The following is a 15429-nucleotide window of genomic DNA, read 5'->3' as shown; positions in this document are numbered from 1 at the left end:
GGCGGCGCGGGGCCGTGCTTCAGGTCCCGGTGGGGGAATGGTGGGCGGTGCGCATGCGCTGCTCGAGCAGCCAGTGCGAACGGCCGGCCAGGTTGAACGTGAAGGACCGCAGCCGTTCCGGCCACCGGCCCACGGCGCCGTAGAAGCGCGAGACACGCTGCGTGTGTTCGGTCAGCGGCCGTTCGCGTGCCTCCCAGCGCCGCAGCGCGCTGCCCAGGTCGGGGTCCTGGTCCACCGCGACCGCCAGGCCCAGCGCGTTCATCATCGCGCACCCGCCGCCCTGGCCCAGATTGGGGGCCTGGGCATGGGCGGCATCGCCCACCACCGCCACCCGGCCCGACGACCACGTGCGCAGGTGGATGGTCTCGAACGGATCCCAGCGCCCCAGCGTGCCGATGCGTTCGAGCAGCGGCCGCAGGTGCGGGAACGAGGCACCCCAGGCGCGCGCATCCAGCGGCAGGGCATGGCCGGCGCTGTCGTCCAGCAGCGTCGTCAGCGCCAGATACAGCCATGGCTTGCCGCAGGGCACGTACAGCAGCCGGCGCTTGCCGGACCAGTGCTCGACGATCTCGTCGGCGGAGTCGACGGCGTCGCCGTGGCGTGGCATCAGCACGCGGATGGCGCCGTCGCCCATGGCGACGCGCGATTTCAAGAGGCCCAGCGCATCGCGGATGCGCGAGTTCACGCCGTCGGCGGCGATGACCAGGTCGGCGGTGGCGCGTTCGCCGCCGGCCAGTGTCAGTTCGCCGCGCGGCGTGGCCGACACCACCTCGGAATTCATGACGATCTCGGCCCCGGCCCGCCGCGCCGCCTGGGCCACCGCTTCCAGCAACTGCTGCCGGACCACGGTGTAGACCCGGCCGTCCTGGCTGGTGTTCAGGCGGGCCAGCAGCCTGCCCTGGGCGTCGCGGGTCTCGCGCGCCGGGGCCTGGTGGCCGCCCGCCACCGCTTCGTCGTAGGCGCCGATGGCGCGCAGCACCTTCAGGCCGTTCTCGAAGATGAAGATGCCGGCGCCGGCGGTGCGCAGGCTGCCCGCCCGTTCATGCACGCGGACCGACCAGCCGCGCTGTGCCAGCGCGGCCGCCGCGGTCAGGCCCGCGAATCCGGCTCCGGAGATTTCTGCGTGACGCCTTGCCATCTGCTGACTCCTGGGGGCGAGCGGTTCTCGCCATGACGGCTAAGTTAGACTCTTTGTTTTATATATGCAATTACATTTAAATAAATTGGGACTAGGAAAAACACCAATTAATGACTAATTAATAGCGAATTCAAATTCAAATGTAGTTGCATGTATTTGGTGCGTGCGCTACCTTGTCCCCCATCGCGGCCCGCAACGGACCGCCTCTTTCGGAGCATCCATGGCGCTCGACGACCTGCCGGCACTCCCTCCCCTGCTGCACCCCGGCGCGGCCGACTATGCCCGCCGCGCGCTGGCCGCGGCCGCTGATGTCATGGGCCGGTGCCGCGTCCTGGCCGACCAGCCTTACGGCGGCGACTACTGGCAGAAAGTCGACGCCTACCTGCCCGCTGCGCCGCGCGGCCCGCTGCCGGTGCTGCTGTACTTCCACGGCGGGGCCTGGATGAACGGCTACAAGGAATGGATGGGCTATCTGGCGCCGCCGGTACTTGCCATGCCGGCCGTGTTCGTCTCCGCCTCGTACCGGCTGGCGCCGTCCGTGCGCATGGGGCAGATCGTGGACGACTGCGTGGCCGCGCTGCGCTGGGTCCACCGGCATTGCGCCGCGCTGGGCGGCGACCCCGGCCGGATCGCGGTGGGCGGACATTCGGCGGGCGGCCATCTTGCCGCGGTGCTGGCCCTGCGCCCGGACCTGTGCCGCGACGCGGGGCTGCCGGGCGATGTGATCAAGGCCTGCCTGCCGTCCAGCGCGCCGCTGGACCTGGATTTCCTGCAACGGCCCGCCACCGAGGCGGACCGCAGGATGCAGGCCGCGCTGGGCGGCGACCTGGATGACTGGAGTCCGGCGCGGCACGCCGCCGGCAATACCGTGCCCTTCCATGTGGCCTGGGGCGAACACGATTTTCCCCGTACCCGCGAACAGAACAGGGTTTTCGTCCGCGTCCTGGCCGAACAGCCCGGCGCCCGCGTGAGCTGGCAGGAGCTGCCCGGCGACCATTTCACCTCGCACGAAGCGTGCGCCGATCCCGCCGGCGAGTGGCCGCGCGCGGCCGGCCGCCTGCTTTCGACCCTCACCACAGGAAAACCACAATGAACCAGGGAGCCATCTTCCAACCCCGCCGGCTGGGGCACGTGAACCTCGTCGTGGCCGATCTGCAGCGGTCCATCGACTTCTACCGCGACGTTTGCGGCCTGAACCTGGAGTTCACCGAAAGCGGCCTGCGCGCCGCCTTCATGGGCACCGGCCATACGCCCCACGACGTGGGCATGATGGAGCGCACGAGCGAGGCGCGCCAGGGCCGCGACGGCCACACGCAGATCGCCAGGGGGGCGGCGCGGGCGGTCAACCTGAACCACATCGCCTGGGAGATGGACACCGAGGCCGAGCTGGTACGCGCCTACGAACGCGCGCGCGCCGCCGGCATTGCGGTGCCGCGCACGCTCGACCACCAGATCGCCCACAGCGTCTACCTGAAGGATCCCGACGGCAACACCAACGAGTTCTACGCCGACACCATCAAGGATTGGCGTGCCGTCCTGCATGGCGACGTGGCATTGATCACCTCGACCTGGAAGCCGGGAGGCGAGGCACCCGCGACCGACCGGCGCTGGAACGCCGAGCCCGACCGCCGGCCGGTGCCCGGCGCGGTCATGCAGCCCCTGCGGCTGTCGCACGTGGTGCTGACGACGACGTCGCTGGCGCCCATGGCGGCCTTTTATACCGAGGTGGCGGGGCTGGAGACGGTGGCGCGCACCCAGGGCGGCATCCTGCTGCGCGCCTCGGGGCATCCGACCGCCTATCAACTGGCGATCATCCAGGGCGAGGTGGCCGGCATGCACCACTACGGCTTCGACGTGGCCGGCGGCGCGGACCTGGACGCGGCCGCCGGTCGGCTCCGGTCGCTGGGATGCCTGGTGGGCGCCCCGGCGGCGCGGCGCCTGACGGCCGTCGATCCCGATGGCTTCCTGGTGGCGTTCGCGCAGGGCGGGGCGGCCGATCTGGCGATGCTGGAAGACGCGCTGGGTACGGCCTAGACGGCCGGCGGCGTCCCGCCCCGACACGCGCGATGGGCGGAGCCGCGCAGTTGCCGTATGCCCGGGCCGACCGGCGGCCGGCGATTGCCGGGGTGGCGCGGGTCGGCGCCCCAGATCGCCTGGTAGGTATCGATGCACCAGCCCCGGCATTGCAGCCACGCGAACGCGCCGGCCCAGGCCAGGCTCCAGGCGCCGATCAGCACCGGCATCCAGCGCGGCGCGTTGACGTGCAGCAGCCCGGTGGCGATCGCCACGGCCGCCACGGCCAGCGCCAGATAGCCCGCCAGCTTGTGCGCCGCTTCGAACACGACGCGCCGGCCGGTCATGTCGTAATGGTCGCCCGGTTCGTCCGGACTTCCCTTCGAGCCGCGCAGCACGCCGCCCAGCACCTGGAGGGCGGCCAGCGCGCAGGTGGCCCAGGCCGAGACGCGGTGCAGGCGGGCCAGTGCTTCGTCCGACCCCGACACCTGCCAGACCAGCGTCACCGCAGCCGCGGTCAGCAGCACGCCGCCGATCTGGAGCGCGAGATGCGCATGCCACCACCACTTGTTGTCCAGCGCCGCCGGCCACGCCTGCCGCGGCGTGACCTTGAAGAAGCGCGCGGCCAGGATGCCCAGCGGGATCATGACCGCCCAGGCCAGCACCATCGCGCGGGCATGCCAGGCCTGGATCATGTCGATGCGATGCGGCCGGCCGTCTACCATTGGCTGTTGCAGCCACGCCAGCGGGTCGGAGCCGGCCACCCAGGCCAGCACGGCCAGCGCCACCAGTGCGACCAGGGCCGCCGCGCCGGCCCCGGCCAGCACGCCGGGAGCGGGTCGCAGCGGGCCGCGTCCGAGCGGGTCATTGTTCATTGAGCAGCTTGACCTCTTCGCCCGGGATGGGGGTGTAGCTGCTGCCGCCCCGCTTCAGGATGCGCTCGGCGCCGCCGTGCTGGACGATCAGCGCTGCCTGGTCCCGCTTGGCACGCCGGTCCACGGCCTCGGGGTCGAGCAGGCCGCGCAGGTGCGTCTCGAACCCGGCCAGCAGCGGCGCGCTTTCGGGCTTGCCCGCCAGGTCGTGCAATTCCTCGGGGTCCTGTTCCAGGTCGAACAGCTCGGGCGCGTAGCCGGTGTAGTGGATGTACTTGTGGTGGCCACGGCGCAGCATGTAGGCGGCGCTGACCGAACCGGCCGCGTGGTATTCGCTCAGGATGGTGCGGTGGGCGTCGTCCGGCCCGGCGGCGATCTCCAGCAGGGACTTGCCGGGCAGCCCCGCGGGGCAGGCCAGTCCGGCCGCCTGCATGACGGTGGGATACATGTCCACGTGCGAGACCGGCGTGCGCACCTTGCGGCCGGCCTCGAAGCCGGGGCCGCTGGCCAGCATGGGGATGCCGGCGGATTCCTCGTACATGGTCGACTTGCCCCACAGCGACCGCGAGCCCAGGTTGTCGCCGTGGTCGGACAGGAAGATGACGCGGGTGTCGGCGGCCAGTCCGCTGGTCTCCAGCGCGTGCAGGATGCGTCCGACGTTGTGGTCCAGGAACGAGCACAGTCCGAAGTACGAGGCGATGGCGATGCGCCGCTGCTCGTCGCTTTCGAAATGCGAGTCGAAGCGATAGCAGTCGTTCCAGGCCTGTATCCAGGGATGCAGCGGGCCCGATGCGCGCTTGGGCAGCGGGATGGCCTGGGGGTCGTACATCGCGTAGAACTCGGGCGGCGCGATCAGCGGCGAATGGGGCGCGATGTAGGAGGTGAACAGCACCCACGGCTGGTCCTGGCGCTGCCGGCCGCGCGCCTGCAGCCACTCGACCGTCTTGTCGGTGATGTCGCGGTCGTAGCGGGTATAGCTGCTTTCGCCGGGCCCGATGCTCTTGGCCAGGTCGGCCGACTGGTGGCGGATGGGCAGCGGGTCGCGTATCAGACCGTACAGGTCGCCCACCCCGGCCTCGATGTGCATGGGGATGATCTGCTCGGTGAAGCCGCCGTCGATGTCGTCGCCGGTATAGTGCAGCTTGCCGATGGACACCGCCAGCCGGCCGGCGTCGCGCAGCGCGTGGGCCCAGCTCGGGACGCGGCCGTCGTAGGCGATGGCGTTGTCCCAGTAGCCCGTCTCGTGCACGTGGCGGCCGGTGGCGAAGGCGGCCCGCGCCGGCACGCAGATGGGCGAGCTGGAATAGGCGGCCTCGAACGAGGTGCTGCGCGCCGCCAGCCGGTCCAGGTTGGGAGTGCGGACCATGGGATGGCCGTTGTAGCCGAGCACCTTCTTGTTGTGCTCGTCGTCCATGATGATCAGCAGGTTGGAGGGTTTCATCTACTGTGCCTTGATGCCGTTGTCGTCGACGATTTTCGTCCAGCGCGCGGTTTCCGCGGTGACTTTTTCGGCCAGTTCCTTGCCGGTGCTGCCCGTGGGCGCGGCGCCCAGCGATTCGAACTGCTTTTTCACCTCGGGAGACTGCAAGGCCTTGTTCACCGCCGCCTCCAGCGTGGCGCGCACCGGCGCGGGCAGGCCGGCCGGCGCGAACAGCGCGTGCCAGTTGTCCACGTCCAGCTCGGGCAGCCCGGCTTCCGGCGCCGACGGCACGTTGGGGAATTGCGGGAAACGCTGGCCGGCGGTCACGAACAGCGGTGTCACGCGCTTGGCCTGCACCAGGCCGATGGCGGCGGCGATGCCGGCGAAGCCGATCTGGGTCTCGCCGCCCGCCACCGCGGTCAGCGCCGCGCCGCCGCTCTTGTAGGGAACATGCAGCAGTTCCGTGCCCATCTGCTTGCCCAGCAGCACGCCGGCCAGGTGCTGGGGGCCGCCCACGCCGGGCGACGAATAGCTGTACGAACCCTTGGCAGCCTGTTTCAGCTTGGCGCGCAACTGTTCGACGCTGGCGATGCCGGTGGCGGGGGACGCCACCAGCACCAGCGGCACCGAGGCGACCATGCTGATGGGGGTGAAGCTTTCGGTGGGCTTGTACTTGATGGGGTAGAAGGATGGGGCCAGCGCGATGTTGGACACCGTGCCCATCAGCAGCGTGTAGCCGTCGGGCGCGGCCGAGGCCACCGCATTGGCGCCTATGGTGCCGGTGGCGCCGGCGCGGTTCTCGACGATGATGGCCTGCCCCAGTCCCGCGGACAGTTCCTTGCCCAGCACGCGGGCCAGCACGTCGGGCGCGCTGCCGGCCTCCGAGCCGACGATGATCCTGACCGGCTGGCTGGGAAAGTTGCCCTGGGCCTGGACGGCGGGCGCGGCTAGCAGCGTGCAGGCGGCGGCCAGGGCCAGCCTGTGGCGGGTGGGGAAGTGCATGTTTGTCTCCTGGATGGTTTTCAGCTTGCGATGTAGGCGGTCTTGACCGTGGTGTAGAACTCGGCCGCATGGCGGCCCTGCTCGCGCGGGCCGTAGGACGAAGCCTTGGTCCCCCCGAAGGGCACGTGATAGTCGACGCCGGCCGTGGGCAGGTTCACCATCACCATGCCCGCCTGGGCGTGCTGCCGGAAATGCGCGGCGTACTTCAACGAGGTCGTGCAGATGCCCGAGGCCAGTCCGAACTCGGTGTCGTTGGCCAGGTGCAGGGCCTCGTCGTAATCGCGGGCGCGCAGCACGCTGGCAACGGGGCCGAAGACTTCCTCGCGGTTGATGCGCATGCCGGGCTCGGTGCCGGCCACCAGCGCGGGCGCTTGGAAATAGCCCGTGGTGTCGCGCTCCAGCGTTTCGCCGCCGGTGATGGCCTGCGCTCCCTCGCGCCGGGCGATGTCCAGGTAGGACAGGTTCTGCGCCAACTGGCGCTCGTCCACGACCGGGCCGATGTCCACGCCGGCCCGCAACGCGTGGCCGACGTTCAGCGTGGCCATGCGTGCCTGCATCGCCTTCACGAAGCGGTCATGGATGTTCTCGGTCACGATCAGCTTGCTCGACGCCGTGCAGCGCTGGCCGGTGGAAAAGTACGAACCCTGCACCGCGGTTTCCACGGCCTGCTCCAGGTTGGCGTCGTCCAGCACCACCAGCGGGTTCTTGCCGCCCATCTCGCATTGCACCTTGGCGCCGCGCGCGGCGGCCCCGGCGATGATGCGGCGGCCGGTGGCCACCGATCCGGTGAAGCTGATGGCCTGCACCTCGGGGGAGTCGACGAATGCCTGGCCCACGGCCGAGCCCGCGCCCATGACGAGGTTGAACGCGCCCTTGGGCAGCGCGGTGCGCGACAGGATCTCGGCCAGCAGCCAGGCCGAACCCGGCACCAGTTCGGCGGGTTTGAAGACCACGGTGTTGCCGTAAGCCAGCGCCGGCGCGATCTTCCACGCGGGGATGGCAATGGGGAAGTTCCACGGCGTGATCAGGCCGACCGTGCCCACGGGCTGGCGGAACACTTCGACGCCGACGTTGGGCCGCACCGAGGGCAGCAGGTCGCCGGGCGTGCGCAGCGCTTCGCCGGCGAAGAACTTGAAGATCATGGCGGCGCGCGCGACTTCGCCCATGCCCTCGGGCAGGGTCTTGCCTTCCTCGCGCGACAGCATGCGGCCGATCTCTTCCTTGCGCGCCAGCAGTTCGTTGCCGACCGCGTCCAGCACGTCGAAGCGCTGCTGGGGCGTGGACGCGGCCCAGGCCGGCCGGGCCCGCGCCGCCGCGGCGATGGCGCGGTGCGCCAGCCCGGCGTCGGCCTGGGCGTACAGGCCGATTACGTCGCTGGTGTCCGAGGGATTGACGTTGGGGCGGGCCGAGACGCCCGGCATCCATTCGCCGTCGATGTAAAGATGGTATTCGGGTGTGTTCATGTCGGTTCTACAGGGACGTGACGCCGACCACGGCCGGCGCGGGCTCGAAGCGGACGGCGTTGCGCAGGGGGCGGCCGAAGCCGTCCAGCGAAATCTCGAAGCGGTCGCCGTCCACGGTGCGGATCTGGTCGGAGAAGCTCAGCGTGGCCGTGCCGAAGTAGTGCACGTGCAGGTCGCCGGGGCGGCGGAACTGCGGGTACTTGAAGTGGTGGTGTTCCAGGTTGGCCAGGGTGTGGCTCATGTTGGCCTCGCCGGTGACGAAGGGCTTTTCCCACAGGACCTCGCCGCCGCGCACGATGCGGCTGGCGCCCCGCAGGTCGGCGGGCGGCTCGCCCAGCAGCAGTTCCGGCCCGAACGCGCAGGGCCGCAGCTTGGAATGCGCCAGCCACAGGTAGTTGAAGCGCTCGGTCAGGTGGTCCGAGAATTCGTTGCCCACGGCGAAGCCGATGCGGCGCGGCGCGCCCTGGTCGTCGATCACGTACACGCCCACCAGCTCGGGCTCCTCGCCCGCGTCCAGCGCGAAGCCGGGCACGGGGAAGTCGCACTCCGGCGCCACCAGCAGGCTGCCGTCGCCCTTGTAGAACCACTCGGGCTGCGCGCCCGCCTGGCCCGCCGCCGGCTTGCCGCCCTCGACGCCCAGCTTGAACATCTTCATGGAGTCGGTCAGGTTGGTGTCTTCCTGCAGCTTGGCGTGCATGGCATCGCGCGAGGCGGCGCTGCCCAGGTGGGTCAGGCCGGTGCCCGAGATCAGCATGCGGGCGGCGTCGGGATGGGTGACCGGCGGCAGCAGGCGCCGCTCGTCCACCAGCGACTGGTAGCGGACGCGGCGGCCCGAGTCCAGGCGCCGGACCAGCGCTTCCAGCGCCACGCCTTCGCGGGCCGCCTGCAAGGCCAGTCCGTACACGCCCTCGCGGGCGCCGCTGACTTCGATCTCGTCGTCGCCGGCCACGACGCCCACGCAAAGCTGACCGTCCTCGATGAATTGGATGACGCGCATGGTCTTTACTCGCTGATCTGGAATTGATCGAGATAATCGGTGTTCAGGGTCAGGCCCAGGCCCGGCAGCGTGTCGTCCAGCTGCAGGAAGCCGTCCTTGGCGACCGGCTCGCCCTTGAAGATGTAGTAGAAGAGCTCGTTGCCCACTTCCACGTCGAACTGCGGGAAGTATTCGCTCATGGGCGAGGCCAGCGTGCTCATGGTCAGGTGGTAGTTGTGCATCTGGCCGGCGTGCGGGATCACGGGTATCGAATGCGCCTCGCACAGCGCATTGATCTTGTGGGCCGCGGTAATGCCGCCGACGCGGTTGGTGTCGTACTGCACGACCGACACCGCCTTCTTGTCCAGCAACTGGCGAAAGCCATGCAGCGTGAATTCGTGTTCGCCGCCCGAGATGGGAATGGCGCTCAGCCGCGACAGTTCGGCATAGCCGTCCACGTCGTCGGCGATGACGGGTTCCTCCAGCCAGCGCGGCTCGAACTTCTCCAGCTTGGGCAGCATGCGGCGCGCGTAGTCCAGGTCCCAGCCCATGTAGCACTCCAGCATCAGGTCCGACTCGTAGCCGATGACCTCGCGCACGGCCTGCACCGACTTCAGGTTCTCGGCCACGCCGCGCGTGCCGTGGTTGGGGCCGTAGCCGAAGCGCATCTTGAAGGCGGTGAAGCCCTGGTCCAGGAAGGTCTGCGCCTCTTCCTGCATGGCCTTCAGGTCGCCCCGGTACAGCTTGGAGTAGTAGCAGGGGATGCGTTCCTTGGTGCGGCCGCCCAGCAGCTTGAACACCGGCTTGTTCACCGACTTGCCCAGGATGTCCCAGATCGCCAGGTCCACCGCCGAGATGGCCGCCATGGCCACGCCCTTGCGGCCCCAGGCCAGCGTGGAGCGGTACATGCGCTGCCACAGGTATTCGTAGTCCCAGGGGTCCTGGCCGACGACCAGCGGGGCCAGGTACTGATCGATGATGGCCTTGGCGATATGGGGCGCCAGCGCGACGTTGCCCAGGCCGACGATGCCGTCGTCGGTCTCGATCTCGACCACGGTCCAGCCGTGGAAGCGGAAGGTCTTCATGGAATCGCCGCGGTCGTACAGGGCGTCCATGGCGTTGGAGCAGAAGTTGGCCTGGGGCGGAACGGTCTTGCCCTTCCATTCGAAGACACGGGCGCGGACGGATTGGATTTTCATGATGGTTCGCAGAAAGGAAGTTATCGGGTGGCGGCCTGGCGCTGGGCCAGGCCCATGCGGCAGGCGATGGCGTAGGCGTTGGCGATGGCGTTGTCGTCGGCCCGGCCCTGGCCGGCGATGTCGTAGGCCGTGCCGTGGGCGGGCGTGGTGATGGGAATGGGCAGCCCGCCCTGGACCGTCACGCCCTTGGAGAATCCCAGCAGCTTGATCGCGATCTGGCCCTGGTCGTGGTACATGGTGACGACGGCGTCTACCTGGCCGTCGCGGGCCTTCAGGAAGATGGTGTCGGCGGGATACGGGCCTTCGATGGGCAGGCCTTCGGCCACCAGTTCGCGCACCGCGGGTTCGATGATCTCGACTTCTTCCCGCCCGCAGGTGCCGCCATCCCCGCCATGCGGGTTGAGCGCCGCTACCGCGACGCGCGGGGTTTCGATGCCGTTGGCCAGCAGCGAGCGGTGGATCAGGCGCGTGGCGTCCTTGATGCGGTCCTTGTCGATATAGCGCGGCACGTCCTTGATGGGGATGTGCGACGAGATGCGCGAGGTCCACAGCGAGCCCATGGTGTTGAACTCGCAGAAATAGGTCGTCACGCCCAGGTATTCGGCGAAATGATGCAGCTCGTCCTCGTGGCGCAGGCCGCCCAGCTTCATCGCGTGCTTGTTCAGCGGCGCGAAGCAGATGGCGTCGATCTCGCCGCCCGTGGCAGCGGTCATGCAGCGGTCCAGCACTTGCAGCACGGACTTTCCGCCCGCCGCCCGCGCCGTGCCCACGATCACGTCCACCGGGTCCACGGTGTCCATGGGCAGGAAGGCGGGCACGCCGCTGTCGGGACGCGCGCGGACTTGCGCGAAATCTTCCACGGGGCGGGTTTCGACCCGCACGCCGGCCACGCGCTGGCCTTGCTGCCAGAGCCAGGGGTCGCCCACCAGCACGATGTTGGCCTGGCGCGGGACGTCCGGCCGCGACAGCAGCCGGGCGACGAGTTCGGGACCGATGCCCGCCGGGTCGCCCAGGGTAAGCGCGACGACGGGACGAAGAGGGGTAGTCATGGAGTGTCAGCCATCAAGAGGGTCAAGGGTTCAGATCCGGACGATCCGGGAGACGTCGGGTTCGCGCTGCGTGGCGATGAAGCGCGTAAAGCGCAGCGATTGCAGGTCCAGCACGCCGACGCGGTCGTCGTCCTGCGAGATGTAGGCCAGCGGCCGGGTGGGGTCGAGCGACAGCGCGATGGCGCGCGCGTCCATCTTCACGTGGCCCGTTTCCTGCAACGTGGCGGGGTCGACTACCGAGACGCTGCGGTCGCCGTAGTTCGTCACCAAAAGGCGGTTGCCGGCGCGGTAGATGCGGGTCGCGTCCTCGCGCGAGGGCACGGTCAGGCGCACCTGCATCGTGTCGGTGTCGATGGCCGACAGCGTGTTGCTCCAGCGGTTGCTGACGAACAGCGTGCGCTCGTCCTCGCTCAGGCAGCAGCCCTCGGGCTTGAGGCCGGGGTGGCAGGCCACGGGCTGGGACAGCGGCTCCCAGGGGCGCAGCTTGGTCACCGTGTGGCTGAGCAGGTTCATGCTGAAGGCGGTCTGGCCGTCGCGCGTCAGAGCGAACAAATGGCTTTTCACGCCGCCCGAGGGCATGGCGCGCTTGGGCGCCGTGTCGGTGTCGGGCTGGTCCAGCACCAGCAGCATGGCCTTTTCCTCGCTCAGCGCGTAGAGCCGGTCGTGCTGGTCCATCTGCATGCCGTGGATGCGGTTGAACGGAAACAGGTCTATAGACCTTACCAGTTGGGCCGAACGAATATCGATCTGCAGGATCGCGGATCCCCCCGGGCCGACGTGGCCGGAGGTCTCGACGCCGTAGTGCCCCACGTAGACATGGCGCTGGGCCGAGTCGATCGCGAACTCATGCGGGAAATCAGGAAGAGGCAGGCTGCGCAGCCGCTCGCCCGACTCGGGGTCGTACCAGCTGATGCAGTGCGAACATTTTTCTACCAGTAAAAGGATGTCTTGGCTCATGGCGGGATCTCAGGAATGACCGTGCGTGTTCAGGCGGATGCGGTACAGCGACGTCGACGCGCAGATGTAGAGTTCGTCGCGCGCGGCGCCGCCGAAAGTCAGGTTGCCGACCTTCTCCGGGACGGGGATGCGGGCCAGGCGGGTGCCGTCGGGGTGGTAGACCTGGACGCTGTCCTCGCTGCTGGTGTAGACCCAGCCGCGTTCGTCCACCCGTATGCCGTCGGCCAGCCCCGGCTCGACCACGGCGAATACGCGGGGGCGGGCCAGCGTGCGCCCGCCGGTCACGTCGAAGGCGAGAATGTGATGGTTGCCGCCGCCGTCCTGGCGCAGCGCTGCCGAGGTGTCGGTCACGTACAGCACGCTTTCGTCGGGCGAGAACGCCAGGCCGTTGGGTTCTTCGGCAAGGTCGCTGGCGACGTCCAGCGCGCCGGTGGCCGGGTCGTAGCGGAACACGTAGTTGGCGCGCAGCTCGGACGGCGCCTGGTGGCCTTCGCGGTCGGACAGGATGCCGTAGGGCGGATCGGTGAACCAGATGCTGCCGTCGCGCTTCTCGACCAGGTCGTTGGGCGAATTCAGGCGGCGGCCCTGGTAGCGGTCGACCAGCACCTCGGGCGCGCCGGGCCGGCCGTCGCTGTCGAAGCGCGTGCGCAGGATGGCGCGCATGCCGTGCGAGCAGTGCAGCAGCGAACCGTCCGCCGAAGCCGTGTGGCCGTTGGTGAACTCGACCCGGTCGCGCCAGACCCGTCCGCCTTCGCGCTCGTCCCAGGCCAGGATGCGGTTGTTGGGGATGTCGCTCCACAACACCATGCGCCGCGCGGCCAGCCATACGGGGCCTTCGCTCCAGGTGGCGCCGGTGTACAGGCGCTCGAGCCGGCTGTCGGGCCCGAACAGGCCCGCGGCGCGCGGGTCCAGGGAAACGGGAGTGCTCATGAGTGATCGATTTCCTGTAGCGTGGTGCGGTGGACCTGGTCCAGGTGCCGCTGCATGGCGGCCACTGCCGTTTCCGGGTCGCCGCTCTTGAGCGCGGCGACGATGGCGCGGTGGTCGGTCACGCTGTGCGCGATGGCGCCCGACCGCTGCAAGGCGCGGCGCCGGTGCTCCAGCGCGTAGCCGTAGAAATCGAACACCACGTCGGCCAGCAGGCCGTTGCCGCAGGCGCGGTACAGCACTTCGTGGAATTCCTGGTCCGAGATCTGGAAGCGGACGGGGTCGTCCATCATGGTTTCCTGGTCCGCCACCAGGCGGTCCAGCCGGTTCAATTGCGCGGGCGTGATGCGGCGGCTCGCCAGGCGGATTACCTGTACTTCCACCGCGGCGCGCGCCTCGGCCACTTCTTCCAGCGAGCGGTCGCCCAGGTCGCGCAGCGTGCTGACCGAGTCCTGCACCGCCACCGTGCCCGGCCCCAGCACGCGCGTGCGCGCCCCCTGGCTGACCTCCAGCATGCGCCATGCCTGCAACATGCCGATGGCGGCCCGGACCGTCTCGCGGGACACCCCCAGCGTGGTCGCCAGCTCGCGCTCGGAAGGCAGCTCGTCGCCCGGCCGCAGCAGGCCCGAATGGATCATGTAGGCCAGCTTGTCGCTGATCTGGTCGCGGATGGTCCGGCGCGTGATGTTGGGGGTATCGCCGGGGATACGGGAAATAAGCTGCATACGGGTGATCCCTGTCACTTTGGCCACTGGTTCGGTAAGCATACCTGTCTCCTCAGGCCATCCGCGTGGGCAGCGGGCATTCGTCCGCGTGGCGCGCCATGGCGCGCACCAGTTCCAGCGTCAGTTCCGCCCGCACGGCGGCGCAGGCCGGATCGTCCCAGCGGTTGACGCGTTCGTCGGGGTCTTCGCGCAGATCGTAGAGTTCCCCCCATTCCTCGAAGGCGTGGACCGACAGCCGCCAGTCCGGCGTGACCAGCGTGCGAACCTTGGGCAGGCCGCTGCCGGGCATGGGGCGGTGGCCTTCTTCCTCGACCAGGACCGAGGCGCGCGCCGCGGCCGGCGCGGCGGCGGGGGCGAGGTCGCGTCCCTGCGTCCCATGCGGCGCGGCCAGGCCCGCGCGCGCCAGGATGGTCGGGCCGATGTCGATCGCGCTGGCGAGATCGGCGCGCCGGCCGCCCGCGCCGGCCTGGGGGTCGGCCCAGATCAGCGGCATGCGGATCACGCTGCGATAGTGCAGCGGCCCCTTGAACAGCAGGCCGTGGTCGCCCATGAAATCGCCGTGGTCGCTCAGGAACAGCACCACGGTGTCGCGCGCCAGGTCCAGGGCTTGCAGCCTGGCCAGGATGGCGCCGACCATGTCGTCGATGCAGGTGATGGCGCCGTAGTTCAGCGCGATGGCCGCGCGGGCCTCGTCCTGCGTCACGGCGATGACCCGGCTGCCGGCCGTGGAACGGCGCCCGGCAACCAGTTCCTCGTGCAGCGCGCGCTTGAGCGGCGTGTCGGCCGGCGTGGCCGGCCCGCAGGTCGCGGGTAGTTCGATGTCCTCGGGCCGGTACATGTCCCAGTAGCGGCCGGGCGGGGTGAAGGGGTGGTGCGGGTCGGGAAAGGAACAGGCCAGCAGGAAGGGCTGGCCGCCCCGTGCCGCATGGTCTTCCAGCCAGTCGATGGCGCGGTCCCGGACGAAGGCGCTGGGATACAGGTCCTCGGGCAGCGCGGTGCGCCAGGCCTGCGGCGCCGCCGTCTTGCCGCCGGGCAGGGCGTGGTCCGGGCCGCGCAGCGTGTCGGCCTCGGGGCAGCGGGCATGCAACCAGCGGTCGTAGGCGCCGCCCACTTCGTCGCCGTGCTCCAGGCACAGTTCGGCGTGATCGAAACCGTAGTACGGCAGGCGCACGGCATGGTCCGGATCCCGCCAGCGCACCACCGACTCCTGCTCGTAGGCCGGGCTGTCGCGGTCGTCCCGCCGCGCCTGCGGCCGGTCGGCGGCCTCGCCTTGGCGCCAGGACGGCTGGAAGTCCGTCATGTTCTGCAGGTGACTCTTGCCGATCAGCGCCGTGCGCCAGCCGGCCTCGCGCAGCGCGTCGGCGAAGGTGCGGCTGTCCAGCGGCAGCGGCACGCCGTTCATGCGCGCCCCGGCCGCGCCGGGCATGCGCCCGGTCATGATCGCGGCGCGGTTGGGCATGCACGCCGGCGAGGCCACGTAGCACCGCTCGAACACCGTGCCGCGCGCGGCGATGCCGTCGATGTGCGGGGTGCGCACCTGCGTGTTGCCATAGCAGCCGAGGTGGTCCGCGCGCTGCTGGTCGGTCACGAAGATCAGAAAATTAGGCCGCAGGGTAGACATTTCGATGCTCTATGACGCCGCGCGGAAGTGCGCGGTCCGATCCAGGGCACAGCGGATCCGGCTTTGC

14 protein-coding genes are annotated in these 15429 nt (G+C 69.6%); 2 read left to right on the top strand and 12 right to left on the bottom strand.

Annotated features, from left to right (window positions below; all coding sequences use genetic code 11):
• Positions 1-19 precede the first annotated feature (19 nt).
• Positions 20-1138: an FAD-dependent oxidoreductase gene (locus EV675_RS03690; protein ID WP_130356049.1), complete on the bottom strand. Its 1119-nt coding sequence runs from the start codon at positions 1136-1138 to the stop codon at positions 20-22.
• A gap of 220 nt (positions 1139-1358) precedes the next feature.
• Here EV675_RS03690 and EV675_RS03685 point away from each other — a divergent pair, with 220 nt between their 5' ends.
• Together EV675_RS03685 and EV675_RS03680 are read left to right on the top strand one after the other, a co-directional pair.
• On the top strand, positions 1359-2231 hold the full coding sequence (locus EV675_RS03685) for an alpha/beta hydrolase (RefSeq protein WP_130356048.1): 873 nt from the start codon (positions 1359-1361) through the stop codon (positions 2229-2231).
• Entirely contained in the window at positions 2228-3172 is a 945-nt protein-coding gene (locus tag EV675_RS03680) for a VOC family protein (RefSeq protein WP_130356047.1), read from the top strand. Before EV675_RS03685 ends, EV675_RS03680 begins: the two co-directional genes overlap by 4 nt.
• Here the strand turns inward: EV675_RS03680 and EV675_RS03675 are convergent.
• The 11 genes from EV675_RS03675 to EV675_RS03625 are packed head-to-tail and all read right to left on the bottom strand — an operon-like array spanning position 3169 to position 15362.
• Entirely contained in the window at positions 3169-4026 is an 858-nt protein-coding gene (locus EV675_RS03675) for a cytochrome b561 domain-containing protein (RefSeq protein WP_242621323.1), read from the bottom strand. The two genes, EV675_RS03680 and EV675_RS03675, sit on opposite strands and share 4 nt — an antisense overlap.
• Positions 4016-5464, bottom strand: coding sequence for a sulfatase family protein (locus EV675_RS03670; RefSeq protein ID WP_130356046.1), 1449 nt, complete (start codon positions 5462-5464; stop codon positions 4016-4018). Before EV675_RS03670 ends, EV675_RS03675 begins: the two co-directional genes overlap by 11 nt.
• A complete protein-coding gene (locus EV675_RS03665) occupies positions 5465-6445 on the bottom strand; it encodes a Bug family tripartite tricarboxylate transporter substrate binding protein (RefSeq protein ID WP_242621322.1) in 981 nt (326 codons plus the stop codon).
• A 20-nt stretch (positions 6446-6465) separates the two neighbouring features.
• The gene (locus EV675_RS03660) at positions 6466-7908 is read right to left on the bottom strand and encodes an aldehyde dehydrogenase family protein (RefSeq protein ID WP_130356045.1); all 1443 of its coding nucleotides are present in this window, start codon (positions 7906-7908) and stop codon (positions 6466-6468) included.
• A 7-nt stretch (positions 7909-7915) separates the two neighbouring features.
• Positions 7916-8905 carry an AraD1 family protein gene (araD1, locus tag EV675_RS03655; protein WP_087836626.1) on the bottom strand — a complete coding sequence of 330 codons (990 nt, stop codon included), beginning with the start codon at positions 8903-8905 and terminating at the stop codon, positions 7916-7918.
• A 5-nt stretch (positions 8906-8910) separates the two neighbouring features.
• On the bottom strand, positions 8911-10083 hold the full coding sequence (locus EV675_RS03650) for an L-rhamnonate dehydratase (protein WP_130356044.1): 1173 nt from the start codon (positions 10081-10083) through the stop codon (positions 8911-8913).
• A 20-nt stretch (positions 10084-10103) separates the two neighbouring features.
• Positions 10104-11132, bottom strand: a complete 1029-nt coding sequence (locus EV675_RS03645) for a 4-hydroxythreonine-4-phosphate dehydrogenase PdxA (RefSeq protein ID WP_130356043.1) — start codon at positions 11130-11132, stop codon at positions 10104-10106.
• Positions 11133-11162: 30 nt separating this feature from the next.
• Complete coding sequence (locus EV675_RS03640; RefSeq protein ID WP_130356042.1) at positions 11163-12089, bottom strand: YncE family protein; 927 nt, start codon at positions 12087-12089, stop codon at positions 11163-11165.
• A gap of 9 nt (positions 12090-12098) precedes the next feature.
• Positions 12099-13019, bottom strand: coding sequence for an SMP-30/gluconolactonase/LRE family protein (locus EV675_RS03635; RefSeq protein ID WP_130356041.1), 921 nt, complete (start codon positions 13017-13019; stop codon positions 12099-12101).
• Complete coding sequence (locus tag EV675_RS03630) at positions 13016-13783, bottom strand: FadR/GntR family transcriptional regulator (RefSeq protein WP_130356040.1); 768 nt, start codon at positions 13781-13783, stop codon at positions 13016-13018. The genes EV675_RS03635 and EV675_RS03630 overlap by 4 nt, the downstream gene beginning before the upstream one ends.
• A gap of 10 nt (positions 13784-13793) precedes the next feature.
• The gene (locus EV675_RS03625; protein WP_130356039.1) at positions 13794-15362 is read right to left on the bottom strand and encodes a sulfatase family protein; all 1569 of its coding nucleotides are present in this window, start codon (positions 15360-15362) and stop codon (positions 13794-13796) included.
• Positions 15363-15429 lie beyond the last annotated feature (67 nt).

The sequence above is a fragment of the Pigmentiphaga kullae genome (genome assembly GCF_004216695.1).
GTDB lineage: Bacteria > Pseudomonadota > Gammaproteobacteria > Burkholderiales > Burkholderiaceae_B > Pigmentiphaga > Pigmentiphaga kullae.
Note: the sequence above shows the minus strand (reverse complement) of the source record. Positions and strands in the feature narration are given on the sequence as shown.